20 protein-coding genes are annotated in these 21,606 nt (G+C 67.7%); 4 read left to right on the plus strand and 16 right to left on the minus strand.

Annotated elements, in window-relative coordinates; genetic code table 11:
• Positions 1 to 127: 127 nt before the first annotated feature.
• Positions 128 to 1,549 carry a glycoside hydrolase family 5 protein gene (locus J2853_RS15760; protein ID WP_307558601.1) on the minus strand — a complete coding sequence of 474 codons (1,422 nt, stop codon included), beginning with the start codon at positions 1,547 to 1,549 and terminating at the stop codon, positions 128 to 130.
• A 539-nt stretch (positions 1,550 to 2,088) separates the two neighbouring features.
• Between J2853_RS15760 and J2853_RS15765 the strand changes: the two genes are divergently transcribed.
• Positions 2,089 to 3,102 carry a LacI family DNA-binding transcriptional regulator gene (locus tag J2853_RS15765; RefSeq protein WP_307558603.1) on the plus strand — a complete coding sequence of 338 codons (1,014 nt, stop codon included), beginning with the start codon at positions 2,089 to 2,091 and terminating at the stop codon, positions 3,100 to 3,102.
• Positions 3,103 to 3,557: 455 nt separating this feature from the next.
• On the opposite strand, the gene J2853_RS15770 is transcribed toward J2853_RS15765, so the two are convergent.
• Together J2853_RS15770 and J2853_RS15775 are read right to left on the minus strand one after the other, a co-directional pair.
• Positions 3,558 to 3,911 (minus strand): hypothetical protein, encoded by a 354-nt coding sequence (locus J2853_RS15770; protein WP_307558605.1) that lies wholly within the window; start codon positions 3,909 to 3,911, stop codon positions 3,558 to 3,560.
• Between the two features lie 269 nt (positions 3,912 to 4,180).
• Complete coding sequence (locus tag J2853_RS15775) at positions 4,181 to 4,966, minus strand: GntR family transcriptional regulator (RefSeq protein ID WP_307558607.1); 786 nt, start codon at positions 4,964 to 4,966, stop codon at positions 4,181 to 4,183.
• 73 nt (positions 4,967 to 5,039) lie between these two features.
• Here J2853_RS15775 and J2853_RS15780 point away from each other — a divergent pair, with 73 nt between their 5' ends.
• Positions 5,040 to 5,489 carry an NUDIX hydrolase gene (locus J2853_RS15780; RefSeq protein WP_307558609.1) on the plus strand — a complete coding sequence of 150 codons (450 nt, stop codon included), beginning with the start codon at positions 5,040 to 5,042 and terminating at the stop codon, positions 5,487 to 5,489.
• A gap of 182 nt (positions 5,490 to 5,671) precedes the next feature.
• On the opposite strand, the gene J2853_RS15785 is transcribed toward J2853_RS15780, so the two are convergent.
• The 13 genes from J2853_RS15785 to J2853_RS15845 form a co-directional block, all read right to left on the minus strand.
• Entirely contained in the window at positions 5,672 to 6,784 is a 1,113-nt protein-coding gene (locus J2853_RS15785; RefSeq protein ID WP_307558611.1) for a hypothetical protein, read from the minus strand.
• On the minus strand, positions 6,784 to 7,059 hold the full coding sequence (locus J2853_RS15790; protein ID WP_307558613.1) for a helix-turn-helix domain-containing protein: 276 nt from the start codon (positions 7,057 to 7,059) through the stop codon (positions 6,784 to 6,786). Before J2853_RS15790 ends, J2853_RS15785 begins: the two co-directional genes overlap by 1 nt.
• A complete protein-coding gene (locus tag J2853_RS15795; protein WP_307558616.1) occupies positions 7,056 to 7,748 on the minus strand; it encodes a hypothetical protein in 693 nt (230 codons plus the stop codon). Before J2853_RS15795 ends, J2853_RS15790 begins: the two co-directional genes overlap by 4 nt.
• A gap of 42 nt (positions 7,749 to 7,790) precedes the next feature.
• Positions 7,791 to 9,683, minus strand: coding sequence for a hypothetical protein (locus tag J2853_RS15800; protein WP_307558618.1), 1,893 nt, complete (start codon positions 9,681 to 9,683; stop codon positions 7,791 to 7,793).
• 392 nt (positions 9,684 to 10,075) lie between these two features.
• Positions 10,076 to 10,867, minus strand: coding sequence for a hypothetical protein (locus J2853_RS15805; protein ID WP_307558620.1), 792 nt, complete (start codon positions 10,865 to 10,867; stop codon positions 10,076 to 10,078).
• Between the two features lie 19 nt (positions 10,868 to 10,886).
• Positions 10,887 to 11,531, minus strand: coding sequence for a Crp/Fnr family transcriptional regulator (locus J2853_RS15810; protein ID WP_307558622.1), 645 nt, complete (start codon positions 11,529 to 11,531; stop codon positions 10,887 to 10,889).
• A 348-nt stretch (positions 11,532 to 11,879) separates the two neighbouring features.
• A complete protein-coding gene (locus J2853_RS15815) occupies positions 11,880 to 12,014 on the minus strand; it encodes a hypothetical protein (RefSeq protein WP_307558624.1) in 135 nt (44 codons plus the stop codon).
• Between the two features lie 286 nt (positions 12,015 to 12,300).
• Positions 12,301 to 14,172: an ABC transporter ATP-binding protein gene (locus J2853_RS15820; RefSeq protein WP_307558626.1), complete on the minus strand. Its 1,872-nt coding sequence runs from the start codon at positions 14,170 to 14,172 to the stop codon at positions 12,301 to 12,303.
• The gene (locus tag J2853_RS15825; protein ID WP_307558628.1) at positions 14,169 to 14,678 is read right to left on the minus strand and encodes a hypothetical protein; all 510 of its coding nucleotides are present in this window, start codon (positions 14,676 to 14,678) and stop codon (positions 14,169 to 14,171) included. Before J2853_RS15825 ends, J2853_RS15820 begins: the two co-directional genes overlap by 4 nt.
• A 14-nt stretch (positions 14,679 to 14,692) precedes the next feature.
• Positions 14,693 to 15,265 carry a MauE/DoxX family redox-associated membrane protein gene (locus J2853_RS15830; RefSeq protein WP_307558630.1) on the minus strand — a complete coding sequence of 191 codons (573 nt, stop codon included), beginning with the start codon at positions 15,263 to 15,265 and terminating at the stop codon, positions 14,693 to 14,695.
• A gap of 95 nt (positions 15,266 to 15,360) precedes the next feature.
• The gene (locus tag J2853_RS15835; RefSeq protein ID WP_307558632.1) at positions 15,361 to 15,549 is read right to left on the minus strand and encodes a hypothetical protein; all 189 of its coding nucleotides are present in this window, start codon (positions 15,547 to 15,549) and stop codon (positions 15,361 to 15,363) included.
• Positions 15,550 to 15,626: 77 nt separating this feature from the next.
• The gene (locus tag J2853_RS15840) at positions 15,627 to 18,614 is read right to left on the minus strand and encodes an AfsR/SARP family transcriptional regulator (protein ID WP_307558634.1); all 2,988 of its coding nucleotides are present in this window, start codon (positions 18,612 to 18,614) and stop codon (positions 15,627 to 15,629) included.
• Positions 18,615 to 18,649: 35 nt separating this feature from the next.
• Positions 18,650 to 19,111 carry a S26 family signal peptidase gene (locus tag J2853_RS15845; protein ID WP_307558636.1) on the minus strand — a complete coding sequence of 154 codons (462 nt, stop codon included), beginning with the start codon at positions 19,109 to 19,111 and terminating at the stop codon, positions 18,650 to 18,652.
• Between the two features lie 363 nt (positions 19,112 to 19,474).
• On the opposite strand from J2853_RS15845, the gene J2853_RS15850 reads away from it, so the two are divergent.
• Complete coding sequence (locus J2853_RS15850; RefSeq protein ID WP_307558638.1) at positions 19,475 to 20,914, plus strand: MFS transporter; 1,440 nt, start codon at positions 19,475 to 19,477, stop codon at positions 20,912 to 20,914.
• Positions 20,915 to 20,970: 56 nt separating this feature from the next.
• Positions 20,971 to 21,543 (plus strand): TetR/AcrR family transcriptional regulator, encoded by a 573-nt coding sequence (locus J2853_RS15855; protein ID WP_307558640.1) that lies wholly within the window; start codon positions 20,971 to 20,973, stop codon positions 21,541 to 21,543.
• The last annotated feature ends 63 nt before the right edge of the window (positions 21,544 to 21,606 follow it).

Genomic DNA, 21,606 nt, shown 5'->3' on the forward strand with positions numbered 1-21,606 from the left:
ACTCGCATCTGATCAACGAAACTTTCGATCATATATCGATAGTTTCTGTGGGTGACGTGAGGCTATAGCGGCTTCCCGGCCGGATCAACGGCTGTTGTCGAGCTGTTACGCGGCGTCGCGAAGACCGCTACGAGGTGGCTCCGGAGCCGGGTCCCGTCCGCCCCGCGAGGCCGGCGGTCAGGAGTTCGACCAGCGGCTCCCGCCGTACGCAACCGGCCAGCGCGAAGGAGTCGGCGAGCGCGGCCAGCTCCTCCTCGGACAGGCCGCGGAAGAGCTCCGCGTACTCGGGGACGAGCGCCTGCGCGATGAGGATGTGCCGGATCAGGTCGTCGACCTGGTAGCGCGCGCCCCACGGGTACGGGTTCCAGGACGGGGCCTCGGTGTCCATGAGCCGGTGCAGGGGCGCGAGGTCGTCGGCCGTCTCCTCCATCGTCGAGCCCCACCGGTCGGCGCCGAGACGGTGCTTCTTGCCGATGAAGGCGCCGAAGCGGCTCAGGTACGGCCCCGCCGGGTCGGCGTGCACCACGCCCTGCAGCCCGACGTCCTTGTAGGTCCACAGCGACCAGCCGGCGTCGTGGACGTCGTAGATGGCGAGCTGGTCGCGGAGGATCCGGTAACGCTGGGCGTCGATCTCCGGATTCCCGGTGTAGACGGGCCCGAACTCCCCCACCCACAGCGGCGTGCCGGTCTCCCGCTGGAAAAGGGTCCGCTTCTCGAAGGCCCGCTCCAGATGGCCGCGGTCGACCCACTCCCCCCGGGTGTACCCGGGGTACGGCCCGCCGTGCGCGAATCCGGCGAGAGCGTAGTCGTGACAGACGAAGACGGTGTTCTCGTACACCTCGCGGAAGATCGTGAAATCGGTGGAGTAGGTGTTGCCGTCCAGGAAGAGCACGTGCGCGGGGTCGACGGCGCGGACCGCCTTGACCAGCCGGTCGTAGAACGGCCCGACGACCCGGCCGGCCACGTCGCCCGGCTCGTTCACCGGGTTGTACCCGGCGACCCACGGGTTGTCCCGGTAACGGTCGGCCATGAACTCCCACAGGTGCACGACCCGATCCTGGAAGTGCCGGTGCTGCCAGAACGCCGCGACGTGGGTGGGGTTGTCGGAGTGCCAGTGCTGGTTCTGCGAGCCGGGCAGGGCGTGCAGGTCGATCACGCTGTAGATCCCGTGCGCGCCCAGCAACCCGATGACCCGGTCCAGATGGCGGAACCCCTCCTCCCTCACCTCCATCGGCCGGTCGTCGGATTCGAAGTGCCGGTAGTTCACCGGGATCCGGACGCAGTTGACGCCCATCGCGCCGAGCAGCGCGGCGTCCTCCGGGCCGAAGAACGAGGTCAGCAGCCGGTCGAAGAAGAACGCGGCGCGTTCCTCCCCGAGCACGCCGCCCACGGCGATGCGCATCGTCGACTCGTTGGCGGGGTAGCCGGTGATGAAGTTCTCCATGTTCATCCAGCCCCCGAGGCCGACCCCGCGCAGCCGTACCGGATTTCCCGAGGAGTCGACGAGGCGGGATCCGTTCACGCGCAGGAGCATCTGGTTGTCGGGCATCAAATCTCCTCAGCCACTCGCCGGGAACCGCCTGCCGAGGAGCACGATTCACCGAACGGCTAAAAATGTTTCGGATATGTTCCGAATATTTCGCTTCCGTGACATTAGATAGGTCTTCCATCCCACGTCAATAGCGACGAGACGAAGGAGGCCGGACCGCGAAGGCCCTCCCTTGCGGAGCGGCGTTCGTCTCACGGGCCGCCCGGGGTTTCTCTGAAAGTTTCATGACGCCCCAGGACCGAATTACTCCCCCGAGCCGGAAACAACCGCCGCCCCCATCCGGCGGGCCGTGGATTCCCCATCCGATGGATCAAAGGCCGGAGCGGAGACCAGACAGGACCGAGTCGTCGTCCACGACCGACCCTCTCGCGACGGGCCATGGAATGTTTCATTTGATTTCAGAAAGTTTCAAAAACCAAAACCGCCACAGGCTGCCCGCCGGCCCTCGACAGCCCGAAAAGTGGGGCTTTCACGAGGGGATGTAGTCCATCGCAGGCCACCGAGCGACACTCCGAAAGCTTTCGGATATGCTGCCTGGCATGTCAGGTAAGCGCCGGGTGACGATCGCCCACATCGCCGAGGAGGCGGGCGTCTCCTCTCCCACGGTCTCCAAGGTGATCAACGGCAGGTCCGAGGTCTCGCCCCAGACCCGCAAGCGGGTCGAGCAGTTGCTCCAGGAGCACGGCTACATCCGGCGCACCGCGAGCGCGGACGGACCGGCGGGCATGATCGACCTGATCTTCGCCGAGCTGGAGAGCCCGTGGGCGATGGAGCTCATCCGCGGCGCCGAGAGCGCGGCCAGGGAGGCGGAGGCCAGCATCGTGATCTCCGTACTGCACACCCACGCCGGCCCCGGCCGCGACTGGCTCGAGCGCCTGGCGGCCCGCCGCACCGACGGCGTGATCATCGTCAGCTCCCGGCTCTCCGCCCAGCAGTACGGCCAGCTCAACGCCCGCTCGATCCCCTTCGTGGTCATCGACCCCGACGGCGAGCCCGCCCCCGACGTGGCCTCCGTGGGCGCCACCAACTGGCAGGGCGGCCTGACCGCCACCCGCCACCTCCTGGAGCTCGGCCACCGCCGGATCGGCATGATCGGCGGGCCACCCGACATGCTGTGCAGCCGCGCCCGCATAGACGGCTACCGGGCCGCGCTGGAGACCGCCGGGGTCAAGGTCGACCCATCGCTGATCATGAACGGAGACTTCCTCGTCGGCTCCGGGCACGACCACGGCCACGCCCTGCTCTCGCTCCCCGACCGGCCCACCGCCATCTTCGCGGGCAGCGACATGCAGGCCTTCGGCGTCTTCGAGGCCGCCCGCCAGCGCGGGCTCCGCGTGCCCGACGACCTGAGCGTCGTCGGCTTCGACGACCTGCCCCTGTCCAAGTCCGCCTGGCCGCCGCTCACCACGGTCCGCCAGCCCCTGGAGGAGATGGCCTTCCTCGCCACCCGCATGGCACTGGGCATCGCCCGGGGCGAGACCCCCGAACCGCGCAGGGTCGAGCTCTCGACCGACCTCGTCGTCCGCGAGAGCTCGGCTCCCCCTGCAACCTGACGACACCGGTCGCCGGGCACTCCGCCCGGGAACTGAACCCACGTACGAACTCAGAACAACTACCAAGAGGCGTGCGCCGGTACAGACTTACGGCGCCCGCCATACTCGCCTACCGAACCTGCCCGGCCAATAATGCCGACCAAACGGCCCGAGCCTCACTGATCCGCCACAGCCGGGTCTCATGAATCCGAGGACCGTCCTCATGCTGGAGGATCCGCCGAATGAACCCTCGGCCAGCGCTGACATGCAGCTCGTAGAACGTGGCCCGGCACGCGCATGTCCACGCCTCCGGACGTGCCCGTTCTAAGATGTCGTCCGGCGTTCGCCACTCCAGCCGCGCATGGTCCCGCTGAAGCGTGGAGACGTGCCGCGGGCTGACGCATTCCTCGGACATGGGCAGCACGGTGAACCCCGCCCCGTAGATCATCGGTTCGGCGTACGACGACGCCTGCCCTTCAGCGCGGCCCATGATCCATCCCGGCGACCTTCGGGACCAGCCAGGGCGGCATGTGCTGCTCCCGCAGTTCCGCGTACAGCACCGCGATTCGCTGTGCGGCCCGCTCGGGGTCGGTGGCAGAGTGCCAGGCGTAGACGAAGCGGCTATGCCGAAAGCTCCACCCGATGCGCCACCAGAACCGCTCCCCGTCACACCGGACGACCAGGCCCACCCAAACCGACACCAGCGCCAGGTCGTACCCATCATGGATATCGCAGGTAATCTGCTGAACGGCGAGCTCACGCCGAAGTAACTCCGCGGTCTCCAGCGAAGTCATCCCCATGGGAACCAGCGGCCTGATCGATTCCTCCATGACCGCTCCTACCCCGTGCCTAAAGCAGAACGCGGCTCCTGATACATCGAGTGTCCGTTATAGGAAGCCTCGTCAGGCCAGACAGGAAATCCGCACCAGAGAGAGGCGTTCCGCCTCTCCTCTCTACGAGACACACGCCGATCTGTCATGGATGTAGCCCTTCGGTCTGCTGATTTCGTACCGCCAGCACATCCATCAAGATATCTACTCGTCTAGAGGAGTAAGGATGCCATATCATTTATGGCTCCTCTAGACGAGTTCGTCAAGTGTTATCGAGCAGGAAGCTCGTACGAAAGCACGTAGGCATCGCTGGACATCACTGTGTCGCACACCTCCACAGCACGTCCGTCTGCGGCGTAAGCCGTACGGACCAAGCGAAACACCGGAACGCCCGGCGCCAGTTTGAGCGCCCGCACCTCATCGCGGAGCGGCATCCGGGAACGGATCTCCTCCACGAAGTGATCCAGCCTGTACCCCAATTCCTCCAGCCGGGCATATATCCCACCCGGACCACTGTCTGGCAGTGCGATCTGCGTGTCCCGAGCGATCTCCGCCGGGATATACGAGACGGCCGTCTCCACCGGCTGACCGTTGATCAGATACCGGCGTGACCGCCGGATCACATGATCTTCCAGGGGGATCCCCAATTTCTCGGCCACCTCCGCCGACACCTGCTCTTCGGCGATCGTTAAAGAGTCGACAGATGGCTTCCCACCCGTTCCTTCCGTCTCCGCGATGAACGCGGCCTTGCCCCGTTCGCGGTGGCGGCGGGCAAAACGATCAGAAGCCAGCCGTCGCACCAGAGGATGAGCCCGAACGAAGACACCACGCCCATGCTCGGCGACCGTCAGCCCTTCGCCCTGGAGGACCTGGAGTGCGTTGCGAACAGTCATCCGTGCGACGCCGTAATGTTGCATGAGCCGAGCCTCTGAAGGGATCTTGTCACCTTCGGATAGGGTGCCACGCTCGATCGCATCACGGATGTGATCGGCGATCTGTCGGAAGACGGCCCGGTCACTGGTCGGGTCCAGATCCGGCAACAGCAGCTCGGCCACACCCAACTCCTCAACTCATACATACATGTACCGCAGTTTGAGAATAGCGATCAGCAGCCCCGGAGGTAATCCGATGGATCACCACAACACGCACTCCGTCAGCGTGGCAGGTGTGATCATCAACGACCAGGGGCGTGCCCTCCTTATCCAGCGCAGAGACAACAATCACTGGGAAGCTCCCGGCGGAGTCCTGGAACGCGACGAGGACATCACCACCGGCCTGCTTCGAGAGATTCGAGAAGAGACCGGCCTGACCATCGAGCCCGTCACCCTGACCGGTGTCTACAAGAACATGACGCGGGGCATCGTCGCCCTGGTCTTCCGTTGCAAGGTCATCGACGGCCGACTCACCGAAACCGACGAAGCCCGCGCCTTCCGCTGGGTCACTGCCGAAGAGGTCCAGAAACTCGCATCCGAGGCATTCGCCGTCCGCGTCCTCGATGCCATGCACCACGACCGCGTACCGGCCGTACGCCACCACGACGGCACCCGGCTGCTCGGACCGTCACAGCTACACGAGTGACCTTCTATAGGCATCGGACGAGGATATGCATTCCAGCGAAAAGCGTGCTCACCTCGGTCCAGACGTTCGACCAGTCTAGGGACGGAGCTGGATAGCCGCAGTCCCCAAGGCTGAGAGGAGCTTGACGACGAAGGACTCGCAACGCCCTTCGGCGTTGCGAGTCCGTATCGTTCCGCACATTGCTACAGCAGAGAGTGGGCAGCCTCGGCCCACTCATCGATGCGGGCTGCTGCGAAGGACACCTTCCCAACCGCAGAGGAGATCTTCACCAGCGGCTTCCGCAGATGCCGGCTGAGACCGCTGGCCCCGTCGACGATCGTGCCGAACTCGTTGAGCTCCTGGACGCCTCCCCGGGCCGATGCAGCCAATCCGATCAAGCCGTTGAGGAACTCATCGAGTTCCTCCGCACGGTCATCGCGCGGGGTGACAGCGACGAAATTCAGGATGCCTCGCACGCCACCGTCGATCGCCTGCATCCGCTTGGCGAACCGCTTGGCGCTCGCCTCCAGCTCATCGGCCGGGCTACTGATGGCCATCGCGTACTTGGCGACCACGGCCAGGCGGGCGCTCATCGGAGCGCCTTCATGGGTGAGCCGGCTCAAATCGGGCCCGGATGCCTCCGACAGCGCTCCGATGGTCTCGATAGAGGAGGCGATCTCCTCCAGGTCTCCGGTCATCGCCTCCATTTCGGTCTCGAGCAGGACAATGCTGTCCAGGAAACCGGGGGCGTCCTCCGCTAGGACGGGATCGACCGCCATGGGTTCGATCTCCTGCCCCCGCATGACCCTGGCAGGAGTCAGGAGGTCGAACCCATCGCGCATGCCTGCCTCCAGCGCGCCCTCAAGGGCCTTGCGGGCCTTGATCAGGCCGCCCTTCACCTGGACGAACCTGATGGTCCTGATGGTCGAGATGTCGAATGGGAGTTGGCTGTGCTCACCGAGCTGGATCGTGGGTTTCCCGGTGGCATGACGTAACCCGAGCTCGTACATCACGTTCGCGTTGCCGCCACCCAGATCGGCGATGACGATGTCGGCTTCCAGAATGTTGCGGCAGACCTGTTCGTTGATCTCGCCCGAGCCAGGAAGATCATCTGCGCGGACCGGGTTGATGCCGAACTTTCGGCAGGCGGCCAGGGTGACGTGCTCGAAGACTTCCAGGGCATCCTCGTAGGTCTTCTGCTCCGGACTGTCGGGGGGCGCAAAGGCATCGCCGATCGGACCGATGGCGAAGCACGTCCACACGCGCTCCGGCTTCTCCGGCGGTTCCGCGAGGGCGGGTGGGGCCATGACGCTCATCAATTCTCCTCTGTCTCTCGGGCGGCATATCTGGCGCCCGTCTCCATGTCTTCGGCGTAGACCGGGACCTGGTCGATGCCGAGGGTGTTCAGTAGAAACGCGGTCGGGATGCGGTAGTGGTTGCCAACCCGGACTACGGGACAGGGAAAGCTCCCAACTCGGATCAGGCGGTAGGCGGTACCAGGACAGATGCCGAGGGCCCTGGCGGCGGTGCGCAGGTCGACAGCCAGAGGGAGGCCAAACACCTCGGCGAAGGTCAGCGGTGTCTCGGTCATCGGGCGGCACCCACGGGACGCAATGACAGAGTTCCGATGGGGCGGCCTTCGGCGGGGCGCCGCGCGCGATAGACGATGTCCATCAGCCCGAGCCGATGGGCGAGCGTCCCGAGCCGTTCGCCCTCGACCTGTGCGGGCGAGGCTGCGAAGCGGATCGCGGCAGAGAGTCCATCCTCCCGTGCCGGCGGAGCGATCTCCAGCTCCCACCCGTCTCGGGGGAACAGGTCCAGGTCGTCCAGCTGTGCGAATACAGAGGGATCTTCCGTGGCGATCTCCCTGGCACCGCTCCGAGCCGCGGACCAGGTCCTGTTGGCTGCGGACTTGAGGAGCCGCTTGCCCACACCGGGCAGTTCAACGTTGGCGGCCGTCAAACCCTCCAGAAAAGAGGTGACCATTTCGGCTTCGAGATCCTCGTGACTTACGCGCAGCCGAGTGGAGATCAGAGAGAGGGCGCGACGCATCCAGGGCTCCGCCAACCAGACGGCGAACAGCCGCCCCATCTCGTCTCCCGGCGCGTCTCGCTGAGCCTCGAGAATCGCCTCCCGCCAGACCGCGTCGCGCAGCCCTGTGTCACCACCGACGCCGCGTACCGCATCCCGGGCCTGATTCACCGTCAATCGGACGCGGCCGGTGCCGGAGTTGACGGACAGACCGGGGTGTTCCCCCGAGACGATCCACTCGTCGATCATGCGAGACAAGACGCCCCACGGGTGAAGTGCCATGAGTACTCCTCAGTCGTGTCGATTGATCACGTCGAGAAACCGCCCAACATTGGGATGCCGGTCGTCACCGACAGCGAACAGCACTGCGTCGACGGCCGCCTCGTGCTTCGAGTCCCCGGCCGCGACGCGATGCCAGCGCAGCATCGTGTCGCGGAGGGTGCCGCCCGGTCCGCGAGCCCTTAGCGTCCGCCTGATCAGCAGGACAGTCAGGGCGAATACCTCGTCGTCCGCGAACTGCGCTCCAAACCAGGCCAGATCACAGCGGAGCAGTTTGGGCAGGATGTAGGTCGCGTAACCTGCCTCTGCGCCCTCGGACTCCGTCCAGGCGCGCAGCACTCGGAGCACGGCACGCCGGTCGCCTCGGCGAAACAGATCGAGCAGTGCGTTGTCCACAGCGCGGTCGACGTAGCGGTGGGGCTCCACCTCCGCACCCCGAATGAGTTTGCGCATTAGCCCTAACGCCAGCCCGAGCGGAGCGATCTCGGAGCCGCCGCCGCAAGTGAGGGCCGCGACGCAGCGTAGGGGCCAGTCCCGTTCGTAGGCCCAGCTTCCCAGCTGACCTGCGGTCTCCCGCGAAAGATCCGGGTCGTTCACCAGAACCCGCAATGCTTTGGCCGCTACGGCACGCCCCGAGGGCCCGCCGGACATCGCGCAGACCCGGATCCGGTTCAGCCGTCCGGTTCCCCGCTCCGGCGGAACCGACATGGCGAGCGCCCATCCTGCTCGCTCGATCAACTCGCGCTCCTCGACGCTCCGTAACCAGGGGACGAGGAGATCAGCCAACGGCCCGCGCCACACATGCCGCAGGATGGCCCCGGGCCACTGACAACGAGCGAAGGCCACGCGGGTTTCCGGGGATCGGCCGGGGCGCCGAACCATGTCGGTGCGGACACCGATGGGGCGCAGCAGCGCGGAAATGGAATGCTGTCTTCCTCGGTTGGAGATGCCAGGGTCACAGGACGCCCCCTCCACCTTCAACGACAGACGTTCAGCCTGCTCTGCGATGGTCTGAGGGCTGGAGCCTGTGAAAACCACCGCCGCGATAAGCGCGTTCCGGGCCTGTGGATCCTCCAGCCAGCTTGGCAGGAACACCGCGATCTCGCGATCGGCCCGCTCGGCCAGGATTCCCCGAATGCGTGCGGCGCGTGTACCTGCGGCCTCGAGGGATTCTGCGGTGGCGATCACCGCGTCCACCACATCCAGTGCGTCGCGAGGAGAGGCGCCAGGAGGAAGGATCTCCGGCAACAGCTCCGCGGGGAGCCCGTCAAGCAGCCGTTGCCGCGCCTCCTCCCCAGGGACGGCAGCGGCGAGCTTCGCGTGGAAAATCTGCTCGGCGACCGGCGGTGTGCAGTGGACCGGCGCCATGCCAAGGAAGTCCTCCAGCTGGGCCACCAGTTCGGGATCGTCCGGAAGGATGACGACCATCGCAGCGTCTGCCTCAAGCAATCGGGAACCGATCGAGGTAAGGGCCGCGCGATTTCTGACAAGGCCGCCGAGGGTGCCTTCGACCAGGTACCCGTTCGCCTCGCCAAGAATCGGACGCCAGGTGCCGAAATCGAGATCGTCGTCGAGGTGATGAACGGAGGCGGCGGCGCCGTGCGTGCCGCACAGCAAGTTCAGCGCGGCCGTCTGCCTGCCGGTTCCACGCCCACCCGCCAGAAGCACGATTCCATTGCGGCTCTTCTTTTGCGCACTCGCCATCCAGTCGGGAGTAACAAACCCCTCAACAGCGTCCGCAAGCAGGCTCGCGGGCAGCCTGCCTCGCAGCCCTCGGCCGTTTCGGAGGTCCGGACCGGCCAGGAGATGGCTGCTCAGGCTCTGGTTTCCACCGATGAGACCGTTGTTGACGGCGATGTACAAGTGCGGCGGGTTGACGGGCTCGGAGGACGAAGTCTCAGGCATCGCGACCACCGTGGTCGACCGTGGTTGGGCCTCCGGTCTGGATCCTCGCAAGGTCAGGGAGAAGCAACGGGACGAGGGCGTAGGGGGCAGGATTCTGGGCGGTTACGGGAGCGCGGGCGGTGGCCACAAGGGCAGCGACGCTGAGCTCGTCGTGGAAACGATGGAGCCCGGGATGCAGCCGAATGCGGGTTCTGGTGTGGAAGACGTGCAGGGTCGGGTGGTTCATATGGATGACCTCCATGGACTCGGGAACGAGCCGAGGCCGTTTAGCAGCCCTGGCTCTCCTGTCGGCATGAGTGTCTGACGGCGCCCAGCGGACTTCGGCACTGCGAGTGCACAGAACGTGTGATCTGGGTCTCACTCGTATCCGGCGGAGCATGCTCAAGACGCCGTCAATGGAATTGGGTAATGGCTTGGTCACCATGGATGACTCCGTTGTTCAGGTTTCCTCCGGTGACCCAGTTGATCTCTTGTACTTGGCGCCTCGGCCGGTCGGTGGCGGGAGGCCGCGGCATAACATCCGGAGGCGGTTCCTCCATGAGGCGGCGGTCAAGAAGGTTGCCCGAAGGAGCCGGTATGTGGATCCATGCCCGCTGCTCGAACCCCTTGCCCCGAACGGTCGCCGATACCTCGATGAAATGATCAGGATGCAGTGTCCGGCCGCTGAGGACCGCATCCTCGTAACAGATGTTGGAGAGGATGGCCACCATTCGGGTCACGTGCGGGCTTGCCGCGGCAAGGATCGTCTTGTTCTGGTCCGCGTTGAGCAGACGGTGGGCGTCGTTGCGGGGGGTGCCGTTGCCGTCGTGTTCCAGACCTTCGACGGGGAGGGGTCCGATGTGCAGGCTGACACGAAGCCGGATCGGGGTCGGGGTCAGAGCGCGCTCGGAGAGAACAGCCTGGAGCTCCTTGAGCCACGGAGAAATGACATGCGGCATCATGCTCGGATTGAACCCGAACACATACCCGTCTCCTCGAGTAGCGGGGAACTCGCGGTCACGCCAGAGGCCCGCCAGACCAGCACGATTGAATGACAATTCGAGGATTTTTGGAATGACCTGAGCAATGATCTCATGTTCGACGGAAGAGCGTTTGGTGAAGCCCTCGGCATCCACCGCGACGATACCCCGATAATCCGGCATCGGAATACTACAGTTCGAACGTTTGAATGGTTCTTCATTCATGATGGCTACTTTCTCCCTTTCAGATCTCAAGTTCTCTCGCGGCCTTGCGAAGCGTTGGAAGATCGGTGATCGTGATCGCGTTCCGGCGAGCCTCGACACCGAAGCCCTCCAGTTGTTCGAGCAACTTGGAGATGGTGTTCCGGCCGACCCTGAGATGGCGGCCGAGATCGGTACGGGTAGCGTGCAGCACGACCTGTGTGGTGGTTCCAGCGCCGTTCCAGTCCCGGTCGGCAAGACGAGCCAGGGCGAACACCAGCCTGTCCAGGGGGCGACCTTTCCCTTGCACGATCATCGACTCGATGAGGCGCCCGCGTGCATGCTCTGCTACCTGGTCGACAAGTTCGCTCTTCGTCATGAATTTGAGGTACGTTTCGGCGGAAATGACGGCGACCTTGCACGGCTCCAGCGTCTCGACATTCGCGAAGCGACTGATGCCCCGCAGGACGGCAGTCCTCCCCAGGATCTCTCCCGGCCCGCGAAAGGCGAGAACGCCACATTCGCCGTTTGGCTCCAAGCGCTCCACCTTGGCCTGACCTTTGAGAATGATGACCACTTTGTCACCTGGATCACCTTGCCTAAGGAGAAGCGTCTCAGCACCATAGTGGATCTGCCGAGAGTTGGCGATGAGTTCTTTTTGCATTTCCCGCTCACGGACTGTACTCATGCGGCGATTCTAGGAGCCACACGACCCAATGCGGAGCTATAATTTAGTTCTTAAAAAAGGAGCCGCGACGGCACTATTCCAAGGCATTTTTGGTCAGCTTCCAAATTTTTGGAGAGGTCATCAAATTGTTGAGAATTTTTCATTTTCGGAGAGCCGAAGGCATCAAGCTCTACAAGTACGGTTTCTGACGAAACTGCTGCACGCTCTCCAGCTCGGCTGAAGTGAAAATCCGGAAAGGTCTACGGCTGAGCCATAGATGGCCATGGCGAGAACCGCCGCAAGCAGCGGCCCAAGCACTGCCCTGTTCGGCCCGAGTGGTGCTCGTGCGCGTGGTGTGCAGGAGCATGGCTACATCCGGCGCACCGCGAGCGCGGACGGACCGGCGGGCATGATCGACCTGATCTTCGCCGAACTGGAGAGCTCGTAGGCGATGGAGCTTATCCGCGGTACCGAGAACGCGGTCAGGGAGGCGGAGGCCAGCATCGTGATCTCCGTACTGCACACCCATGCCGGCCCCGGCCGCGACACTGGGCATCGCCCGAGGCGAGACCCCCGAGCCGCGCAGGGTCGAGCTCTCGACCGACCTCGTCGTCCGCGAGAGCTCGGCTCCCCCCGCAACCTGACGACACCGGTCGCCGGGCACTCCGACCGGGAAACGGCGCGCGGCCACGCCGCCGGCCCGCCACAGCGCGTCAGCCGGCGTCGTCACCCGTGACGCCGCCGCGACGGCGCCCGCCTCCACGGGCCGTCGCCGTCGCACGACCGGCTCTCACTGAACGCCGGCGTCCTCGCGATAGCCCCTGGACTGGATCTCGAACAGCCTGGCGTATCCCCCGCCCGTGGCCGTGAGCTCGTCGTGCGTCCCCTGCTCGACGATCCGGCCGTCGTCGAGCACGACGATCAGGTCCGCGTCGCGGACCGCGCCGAGCCGGTGCGACACGAGCAGGCTGGTACGGTCGGCGCGATGCTCACGCAGCCGCCGGTGCACCTCGTACTCGGCCTGCGCGTCCAGGCCCGAGCTGGGCTCGTCGAGGATGAGCAGGTCGCGCCGCTCGCGCAGCATGGCGCGGGCCAGCGCCAGGCGCTGCCACTGGCCTCCCGAGAGCACCACTCCCGCCTGCGGATCCTCGTCCTCGGACCCGAAGAAGATCCGGCTGAGCATCGTGTCATAACCCCGGGGCAACGCCTGGACGATCTCGTGGACGTCCGCCATCTCGGCGGCGGCCTGGATCCGGGCGCGGTCGGGCAGGGCTCCGATCTCCCCCACCCCGATGTTCTCCGCCGCGCTCAGGTCGTAGCTCATGTAGTCCTGGAAGAGCACACCCATCCGGTCGCGCAGTTCGGCCGGCGGCACCTCGCGAATGTCCACACCGTCCCAGAGGATCGCCCCGCGACACGGATCGTAGAACCGGCACAGCAACTTGATCAGGGTGCTCTTACCGGTTCCGTTGAGTCCCACCAGCGCGACCGACGAGCCATGGGGAATCGTCAGGTCGACTCCCTTCAGCACCCACGGATGATCCTCGGCGTAGCGGAACCACACATCGCGCAGTTCGATGCCCCGTCGTAGCGCGGGCAACGCGACGGCCGTCCCCTCCGCCCGCGGATGGAGCGGCCCCAGGTCGTCGGGCAGCGAGGTCACCTGTTCGTGGTGATCGAACAGCGACAGTGCCTGGCGGGCGTTGGCCGCGTTCTCCACCATCGCGATCAGCGCGCCCTGCGTCCCGGCCACCGCGGCGGCGAAGGCGGTCACGTCCCCGAGCGTCAGCCGGCCGTTCACCGCGGCGTAGACCGCCCATATCAGGCCCGCTCCGCTGACCACGGCGGAGAGCGTCGCGAGCAGCGTCTGCGTGATCGCCTCCCGCCGGTCCAGCCGCCGCTCACCCGCCTGGACGGTGAACAGTTCTCTGAACATCCGGTCCTTGAGGAAGTCGCCCAGCCCGAAGAGCCGGACCTCCTTCGCGGCTTCCACGTCGGTGATGAGGGAGGAGTAGAAGATCTGCCGCCGGACCGTCGCCGACTGCCCGGCGAACATCCTCATCCGCCGTTTCTCCAATGCCAGCCGCGCGACCAGGGCGGGGATCGCCGCCAGCGCCACCAGTCCCGCCATGAGCGGGCTCAGCACGGCCAGGGCGATCAGGAGGCCGGCCAGGGTGATGACGTTGCGCCCGACATCGAACAGTCCGGACGTGAGGGGCGTCAGCGCGCTTCCCGTCGCCTGGGTCGCCATGCGCAGCCTGTCCAGGAACGCCGGATTCTCAAACCGTGACAGACCCTGGAACCGGTTCACCGCCGTGTACAGCCGGTCCTGCATCAGGCGATCCAGCCTGCGCTCCGATTCGGCCTGCTGGTACGCGATGACATGCGGCAGTACCCCGGAGAGCAGCCCTATGACGGTGAGGCCGCCGACCGGCGGCAGCACACCACTCGTGTCGCCGGAGGCCAGCTCGTCGATGAGAAGCTTCGTCATCCACACGGCGCCCATGGGCAGTACGCCGCCGACGACGGTGACCGCAAGCTGGGACAGCGCCAGACCTGGGCCGGCCCGCCAGCACAGCAACGCCACCGCGCCGGCCTGCCGCAGTGAGCGCCGTAGCCAGCCCCCACGTGGCTCGGCGCCCGGAATCCGGGAGTCCGTCATATCACCGGAGCCATCTCGCCGAGCCCTTTCAGCTCGCTCAGCTCCGTCCCCGCCTCCAGGACCGTACCCTCCGGGCTGACACGCAGGAACGTCGGGAAGGCTTCGACACCGAGCGCTCTCACCATGCTCTCTGCGGCCTCCGCGGTGATGACGCTCACCCCGTCGCCGAGTATCTCGACAAGGTCGTCGGCCTCCCTGCCGTCACCGGAGATGACCGCCAGGGCCGTGCGGCTGCGGGCCGCGACGGCGAACTGCGGTGCGCGCTCGTGGCACGTGTCGCAGTGAACATCGAAGAACGCCACGAGTTGCGGGCGGACGGCACCGCTCGCGGGCAGCGTGCGTCCGATCAGAGCGACCGGGACGTACGGCATGAGCGGCGTACGGCCGGCCAGGCTTTCGAGCTCGGCCGTGTGCTCGCGCAGACGGCGCAGCACCGCGAAGGTGACCAGCAGGTTGAGCAGGCACAGCGCACCGAGCAACACGACGGCGGCGATCAGGAAATTCATCGGGCAACCTCACTTCAGGACTTCGGGCCTGCGGACCCGGCAGGTCGTCGAGGTGATAGAGGAGCGGCGAACAGCTCCATCAGGTCGTCCAGCCGCGTGACGAACAGGATGCCCACGGCGGCGGTGACCAGCGCGAGGGCGATACCGGCCGGATGCGGTGAGGAGCCGGCTCCGCCGACGACACCTCCAGCCGTGAACCCGGCACCCCCGGCGACCGCCAGGGCGATGTTGCGCACCACGTGCACCCGGCCGAGCGGCTTGGCGGAGGCGCCGAAACATCGGCACGGCGTCCGTTGTCCCCGGCGCAGGGCGATCAGGATGCCGGCCGTCATGACAACGAGCATCCCGGTAGCCGTCACGAATCCCAGCGGCACGGTGGACGGCAGCGCCAGCAGGACGACCACCGCGGCCTCCGCCCCCACCAGGACGTGCGCGGCCACCGCCGACCATGCTCCGGGAAGCACCCTGAGGGACACGATCGAGGCCACGAACCCGTCGAACGCCGCGCGTCCGCGAACCTTGCCGGCCAGCGCGATCACGAAGACACCGATCAGCAGCATCCGGCACGTGATTATCAGATAGAGCATCCTGCCCGTCCCACCCCCTCGTCCTCCGCGGTCTGGCGGCGGCTTCGAACGCCGCCAGACCGCGAAGCCCTGATCGATCCCGCGTCAGGAGAACGTCAGCACAGGGTGGGGTTGGCGCACGGCCCGCAGGAGGACCTGCCGCCGACGACGTGGCAGAGCTTCCTGTACTTGGTGCGCTCCCTGCAGTAGCAGGCCTCGTAATAGCTGGTGTCCGCCTTCGCGGTCGCCTTCGGCGCCAGCTTCTCGAGCACCCGGTCACCGAGCCTTGCCAGAAGATCGGTCATTTGCCCCACTCCCTTCATAGCGATGTGGTCTGACCAGAACGCTATTTTGGGGAAATACAAGCGCCGATACAGCGAAGCTACAACCGGACGGTGAGCAGCTTCTCCAATACCGGATCCCGTCGCATCGCGGAGTCGGCGAAAAGCTCCTCGGCCCGGTCGGCCTCCCGCGTCGCGGCAGGTGAGTCGTCCAGCGCGGCGTACGCCCTGGCGAGCTGGCGGGCCGCGGCGGCCTGGCCGTAGGCGTCACCGGCCTGCGCGGTCAGCTCCAGGACCCGGGCCAGGTCGGCCGAGGCCGAGGCCGGCTCGCCGCACCGGAGCCAGATCTCGGACCTGCTCAGCAGTACCTCCCACTCGTCCTCCCGGTTACCGGTCTCCTGGCAGCGGCGCAGTGCGTCCCCCAACGCGGCCAGCGCCTCGCTCCTGCGGTCGAGCAGGCAGTAGGCGCGGCCGAGCGCGGCCAGGGTGATGCCCTCCCCCAGCGGGTCACCGTCCGATCTGCGGATGGTCAGGCACTTCTCGAAGCACTCCACCGCCTCCGCGAACCGGCCGAGCCGGAGCAGAACCTCGCCCAGATTGTGCCTGACCGCCCCGATCCGATGCGGTGCGTGCGTCTCCAGCAGCAGCAGACCGGCGGTGATGTGGCCGAGGGCCGCGTCGAAGTCGTCGGCGCGCATGCTCAGCCAGCCGAGATTGTGCAGCGCCATCCCCTCGGACTCCCGGTCGCCCAGCTCACGCCAGAGCCTGAGCGCGTGGTGCATGCGGTCGTGAGCCACATCGGACCTGCCCGCCATCCAGTCCACCAGCCCCAGCATCGTGAGCGCGGACGCCTCCCCCGCCCGGTCTCCCTGCCTTCGCGCCACCTCAAGCGCGAGTCGCGCGACGGTCTCCAGCTCGCTCCAGTGGCCGCGTTTGGTCGCCAGCGCCCTGATCAACGGCATCAGATGGATGACGAAGCACGCGATCTCGGGCTGCCTCGTCGCCGCCTGTACGGCGGCCGCGATCAGGCACGGCATCTCGGTCTCCAGCCATCGCGCGGCCTCGGCGGGCGTACGGAGGGCCGTCCCGCTCTCCTGCGGGACCGGCCGCTGCGCGTCGCCGAACCGCCGGTGTGGCTGGATCAGTTCGTTCACCTGCCGGCAGAGGTCGAGGTACCAGTCCAGTGCCCGCCGGACGGCCCGCGCGCGCTCGTCCGGCGGGTCGTAGACGGCGGCCAGCTCCGCGGCGAACAGCCTCAGCAGGTCGTGCATGCGAAACCGCCCGTCACCGACCGGCTCGACCAGTCGGGCCTCGGCCAGCCGGTCGAGCGCGTCCTCGGCCACCTCCGGGTCCGCGTCGAGGAGCGCCGCGGCGAGCCCGACGCTGACCTCGGGCACGGCGAACACCCCGAACAGCCGGAAGGCACGCGCCGCGGCGTCCGTGGCCCGGTCCGAGCCGCTCGTCAGTGCCGCGTAACCGACCTCGAAACAGGATCGGACACCCAGGTCCGCCACCCGCAGCTCGTCCAGCCGTCGTCGCTGGTCGCGCAGTCGCTCACCGAACCGCGCAAGCGACCAGTCGGGACGGCCGGCGAGACGTGCGCCGGCGATGCGCAGCGCCAGCGGGTGGTGTCCGCACCAGCGCACGATGCCGGCCGCCGCCTCGATCTCGGCGGTCACCCGGGCCTGGCCCGCCAGCAGCGTGAGCATCCGCACCGCGTCCGCCTCGTCGAGCACGTCGACGGCGACCGGCACGGCGTCCACGGTGGTCAGCGCCGTCCGGCTGGTGATCAGTACCGCGCAGCCGCCGCCCGCCGGCAGCAACGGCGCCACCTGGGCGGCGTCGACGGCGTTGTCGAGGACGACCAGGACCCGCCGGTCGGCGAGCAGTGACTGGTACTGGGCGGCCGCTTCCGCCTGTGCCATGGGAACGTCTCCGTGGGGCACTCCCATGGCCCTCAGGAAACGGCCGAGCACCTCGGCGGGGCTCAAGGGCAGCAGGCCGGGGCTCGATCCCTGCAGGTCGGCGTAGAGCTGGCCGTCGGCGTAACGGTCCGTCACCGCGTACGCCGCCCGCAACGCCAGCGCCGACTTGCCGACCCCGCCCAGGCCGTGCAGCGCCAGCACCCTCGACCCGGCGCCCGGCTCCGGGCCGCCGCGCAAGACGGTGAGCATCCGGGCGAGTTCGGCCGACCGGCCCACGAACGCCGTGGGCTCCCGGGGAAGCTGGCGCGGGCAGGGGCGTCCGTCGCCGGCCCGCACGGCCACGGCCGGGGTGTCCTCAACGGCTCTCACGGTCACGGTGTCCTCCCCTGCCCGGAGCCCGACCGGCGACATCAGCTCCGCGTCCCGGCGCAGGACCGCCTGGTGCAGGCGGCACAGCTCGGGGCCGGGGTCGAGTCCGAGTTCCTCGGCCAGGATCCGGCGGGCCGCGCCGAAGACGTCCAGCGCGCCGACCACGTCACCGCACCGGTACAGGGCCACCATGAGCTGGCCGTGCAGCCGCTCCCGCAGGGGGTGCTGCCCGACCAGTTCGCGCAGCCGCTTGACCGTCGCCATGGGCCTGCCGAGCGCGAACTGGATCTCCGTGTACTCCTCCACCGCGCTCAAGTACTGGTCGGTGAGACGGGCGACCACCTCGCGCAGGGTCGGCCCCAGGGGCACGTCCTCGGCCGCCGCCCCTCTCCACAGCGCCAGTGCCTGGGTGTAGGCGTCCTGGGCCATCTCGAGATCCCGCCGGGCCAGCGCCTGGCGGCCGCGTGCGGACAGCGCCTCGAACGCGAACAGGTCGAACTCGTCCGGCTCGACCCGCAGCAGATAACCGGCGTCCAGGGTGACCAGCCGCTCGACGGTCTCCTCGGCGGTGGGGGGCAGCAGCTTGCGCAACTGCATGAGATAGGTGCGCAGGTTCGCCACCGCCGAACGGGGTGGCTGATCGTCCCACATCTCAGCCACCAGCGATCGGACCGGCACGACGTGCCCGGCACGCGCGAGCAACATGGCGAGGACCACACGCTGTTTCGGCGCCGCGATCCTCACGGGGAGCTCACCGGCCTGGACCATCACCGGGCCAAGGAGTCGAAACTTCACCGTTCTGCCTTCCTCACCCACCCCTTCGCCGTCGGCTACAGGGCCGGCCCGCCCAGCTGCCGCAGCGCGACGCCCAGCAGCCGGTCCGTGGGAAAGAACCCCCATTGCCGGGAGTCGACGCTGTCCTGGTTGTCCCCGAGGACCACCACCATCCCGGAGGGAACGCGGGACACCCCGTCACCCGCGGCGATCCCCGCCGGCACCGGATCACCGGGGAGCGCGGCGACCCGTTTGATGTTCCAGCGCCCACCGGTCGCGGCGGCGGGTCCGGGCTCGTATCGACCGCCGGGATCGAGCGGGGGTTCGAGCACGACGACATCACCCCGGCTCAGTTGGCCGAGCCTCCGCCGCCGTACCAGGACGCGATCGCCGTCGGCCAGCGTCGGGGTCATGCTCGTCCCGCTGACGGTGATCACCACGTAGCGCCCGCGAGCCCAGAGCGCTCCCGCGACCAGCACGAGAGCACCGGCAACCAGTCCCCGAAGGATCAACTCCACCGCGCCCTTCCGCCATCGGTCCGAGGGAAGGGTCGGCCCGTTCCCGGGAAACGATCTCCATTGGCGCGGGATCTGTCAACCGGCCCCGGCGAGCGTCCACCCCGCGCGGCCCGGAGATCCGCCCGGGCACCGGTCGCCCCGTGACAGGCGGCGCCTCGCTCGGACCGCGACGCGTTCCGCCCCGGAGAGGGGGCCGGGGGTTCCGCGCTCCCTTGTCGCGTCCACGCGGGCCGTGACGCATGCCTTCTTGCCACTCGTTGACACGCGTTTGACCTGAAAGACCAGGAGTTTTGCCTTGCTTGACCTGCAAAATACGATATGTCATCGTATGTAGACATCGACCGTAGACTTAGGGGAACGAATGTGAGCGAGCAGCAGGCCCAGAGAGCGCCCGGCCGGGCCCTCGTTCCCGGTTTGGTGTTCGTCGGGACGGTGGTCGCCGTCATCAGCAGTCTGGGGGCGCCGCTCATCCCCGCGGTCGCCGCCGCCAACAACGTCTCCCTGAGCGACGCGCAGTGGTCCCTGACCGTCTCGTTGCTGGTCAGCGCGATGGCCACCCCGGTAATGGGCCGGCTCGGCGACGGGCCACACCGCCGGGCGGTGATCCTGGCCGGCCTCGGGATCGTCACCCTCGGCGGTGTGCTGGCGGCTCTTCCGCTGGGTTTCGCCTCCCTCCTGGCGGGACGCGGCCTTCAGGGGGTCGGCCTCGGGCTCATCCCGCTGAGCATGGCCGTGGCCCGCGACGCTCTTCCGGTGGAACGCGCCCGTCCGGCCGTGGCGACGCTGTCGATCACCACCGCCGCCGGAATCGGCCTCGGCTACCCGATCACCGGGCTGATCGCCCAGTACGGCGGCCTGCACGCGGCGTTCTGGTTCGGCGCGGCGGTGAGCTCCCTGGCGCTGGCCGTCGCGGCGCTCGTGGTGCCGTCCTCGGCGCACCACCCGCCCCGGCGCCTCGACGTCTCCGGCGCGGTCCTGCTGGGCGCGGCACTGGCCGGTCTGCTGCTCGCCGTCAGCGAGGGCGGGAGCTGGGGGTGGACCTCGGCCCGCCTGGTCATCGCCGGCGCCGTGTCGCTCGCCGGGCTCGCCGGCTGGGTCCTGCTGGAGCTGCGCCGCACGCACCCGCTCGTCGAGGTGCGGTTGTTGCGCCTGCGGACGGTGTTCACCGCGGACGTGACCGTGTTGCTGACCGGAGTCGGGTTCTACCTCCTGGTCTCGCTGGTGACGAGGTTCGTCCAGACGCCGCTCGGCAGCGGCTACGGGCTCGGCGCCTCGACCTCCGTGGCCGGGCTGGTCCTGCTCCCGTTCTCCGCCGCCGGCCTCGCCGCCTCAAAGATCGCACCCGCCCTGGTCCGGCGCGTCTCGGCCGGGACCGTCCTGCCCCTCGGGTCGGGAGTGATGGTGCTCAGCATGCTGATGTTCGCCTACGCGCGCGGCGCCCTGTGGGAGATCGTCGTCGTCATGGGGATCGCCGGGCTCGGGGTCGGTTGCATTCTCGCCGTTCTTCCCGGGTTCATCGTCGGTTCGGTGCCCGCCCACGAGACCGGAAGCGCCCTGAGCTTCAACCAGGTGCTCCGCTACGTCGGTTTCGCCGTCGGCAGCGCGCTGAGCGCCGTGGTGCTCCAGGCCCACACCGCGCCGGGCCGGGCCCTCCCCGAGGGGGACGGCTACACCGTCGCCGGGCTCGTCGCCTGCGGTGTCTGGGTCCTCACCGCCGCCGTGACCCTCGTGCTGCCCCGCCTGCGAGCCCGCACGACCGTTCCCGCCGTCCGGGAGGTGGCGGTGGAGACCGACGTGCGGTAGATCAAGAGCATCGCCCGACCGGGCGACCACAGGCCACCAGGCACGAGGATTGACCCATGCCCAAGGAAACGACTCCGCGCCGCCGCGACTCGGCGGCCAGCCGCGAACGGCTGCTGAGCGCGGCGGGCGAACTGTTCGCCGATCGCGGGTTCGACCGGACGTCGGCACGTGAGATCGGCGAACGCGCCGGCGTCGACCCCACGATGATCGCCCGATACTTCGGGGGGAAGGCTCAGCTCTTCATCGCGGTCCTTCGCACCGAGGCGGACATCCCCGCCGACCTTCTCGATCCGGATCGGCTGACCGCGTTGCTCGACCGCATGGACCGCCACGGTCCCGGTCCGGTCATCCAGGCCGGCATCCGGCCCTACGGCGACGCCGAGGCCCAGGCCGCCGCCCGCGCTGAGCTCCAGCACCGCCTGGTCGCACCGCTGCGCGAACGCCTCGCCCGCGAGGGCGACGAGCAGGCGGACCTCCGCGCCGAACTGCTCGTCGCCGCCTTCACCGGCGTCATCCTCAGCCGCCGTTCCGGAGCCTTCGAGCACCTCTCCGGAGCGACCGCCGACGAACTCCTGCCCCTCCTCCGGGATCTCCTCGGCGCCGGGGAGCAGCGGGCGCACGAAGGCTGATCCGATGGGGTCCGCCCTCGCGCGCGTCTCCGGCGGCCTGCTGCACCTCCGCGAGAACCCCAC

The sequence above is a fragment of the Streptosporangium lutulentum genome (assembly GCF_030811455.1).
GTDB classification, from domain to species: domain Bacteria; phylum Actinomycetota; class Actinomycetes; order Streptosporangiales; family Streptosporangiaceae; genus Streptosporangium; species Streptosporangium lutulentum.

Coding starts and splice junctions, on each gene's coding strand:
- J2853_RS15855 (WP_307558640.1), top strand. CDS start 20,971: ATGCCCAAGGAAACGACTCCGCGCCGCCGCGACTCGGCGGCCAGCCGC.
- J2853_RS15760 (WP_307558601.1), bottom strand. CDS start 1,549: ATGCCCGACAACCAGATGCTCCTGCGCGTGAACGGATCCCGCCTCGTC.
- J2853_RS15770 (WP_307558605.1), bottom strand. CDS start 3,911: ATGGAGGAATCGATCAGGCCGCTGGTTCCCATGGGGATGACTTCGCTG.
- J2853_RS15795 (WP_307558616.1), bottom strand. CDS start 7,748: ATGATCGACGAGTGGATCGTCTCGGGGGAACACCCCGGTCTGTCCGTC.
- J2853_RS15800 (WP_307558618.1), bottom strand. CDS start 9,683: ATGCCTGAGACTTCGTCCTCCGAGCCCGTCAACCCGCCGCACTTGTAC.
- J2853_RS15815 (WP_307558624.1), bottom strand. CDS start 12,014: ATGCTGGCCTCCGCCTCCCTGACCGCGTTCTCGGTACCGCGGATAAGC.
- J2853_RS15825 (WP_307558628.1), bottom strand. CDS start 14,678: ATGAATTTCCTGATCGCCGCCGTCGTGTTGCTCGGTGCGCTGTGCCTG.
- J2853_RS15785 (WP_307558611.1), bottom strand. CDS start 6,784: ATGAGCGTCATGGCCCCACCCGCCCTCGCGGAACCGCCGGAGAAGCCG.
- J2853_RS15830 (WP_307558630.1), bottom strand. CDS start 15,265: ATGCTCTATCTGATAATCACGTGCCGGATGCTGCTGATCGGTGTCTTC.
- J2853_RS15820 (WP_307558626.1), bottom strand. CDS start 14,172: ATGACGGACTCCCGGATTCCGGGCGCCGAGCCACGTGGGGGCTGGCTA.
- J2853_RS15790 (WP_307558613.1), bottom strand. CDS start 7,059: ATGACCGAGACACCGCTGACCTTCGCCGAGGTGTTTGGCCTCCCTCTG.
- J2853_RS15810 (WP_307558622.1), bottom strand. CDS start 11,531: ATGAGTACAGTCCGTGAGCGGGAAATGCAAAAAGAACTCATCGCCAAC.
- J2853_RS15835 (WP_307558632.1), bottom strand. CDS start 15,549: ATGACCGATCTTCTGGCAAGGCTCGGTGACCGGGTGCTCGAGAAGCTG.
- J2853_RS15805 (WP_307558620.1), bottom strand. CDS start 10,867: ATGAATGAAGAACCATTCAAACGTTCGAACTGTAGTATTCCGATGCCG.
- J2853_RS15765 (WP_307558603.1), top strand. CDS start 2,089: ATGTCAGGTAAGCGCCGGGTGACGATCGCCCACATCGCCGAGGAGGCG.
- J2853_RS15780 (WP_307558609.1), top strand. CDS start 5,040: ATGGATCACCACAACACGCACTCCGTCAGCGTGGCAGGTGTGATCATC.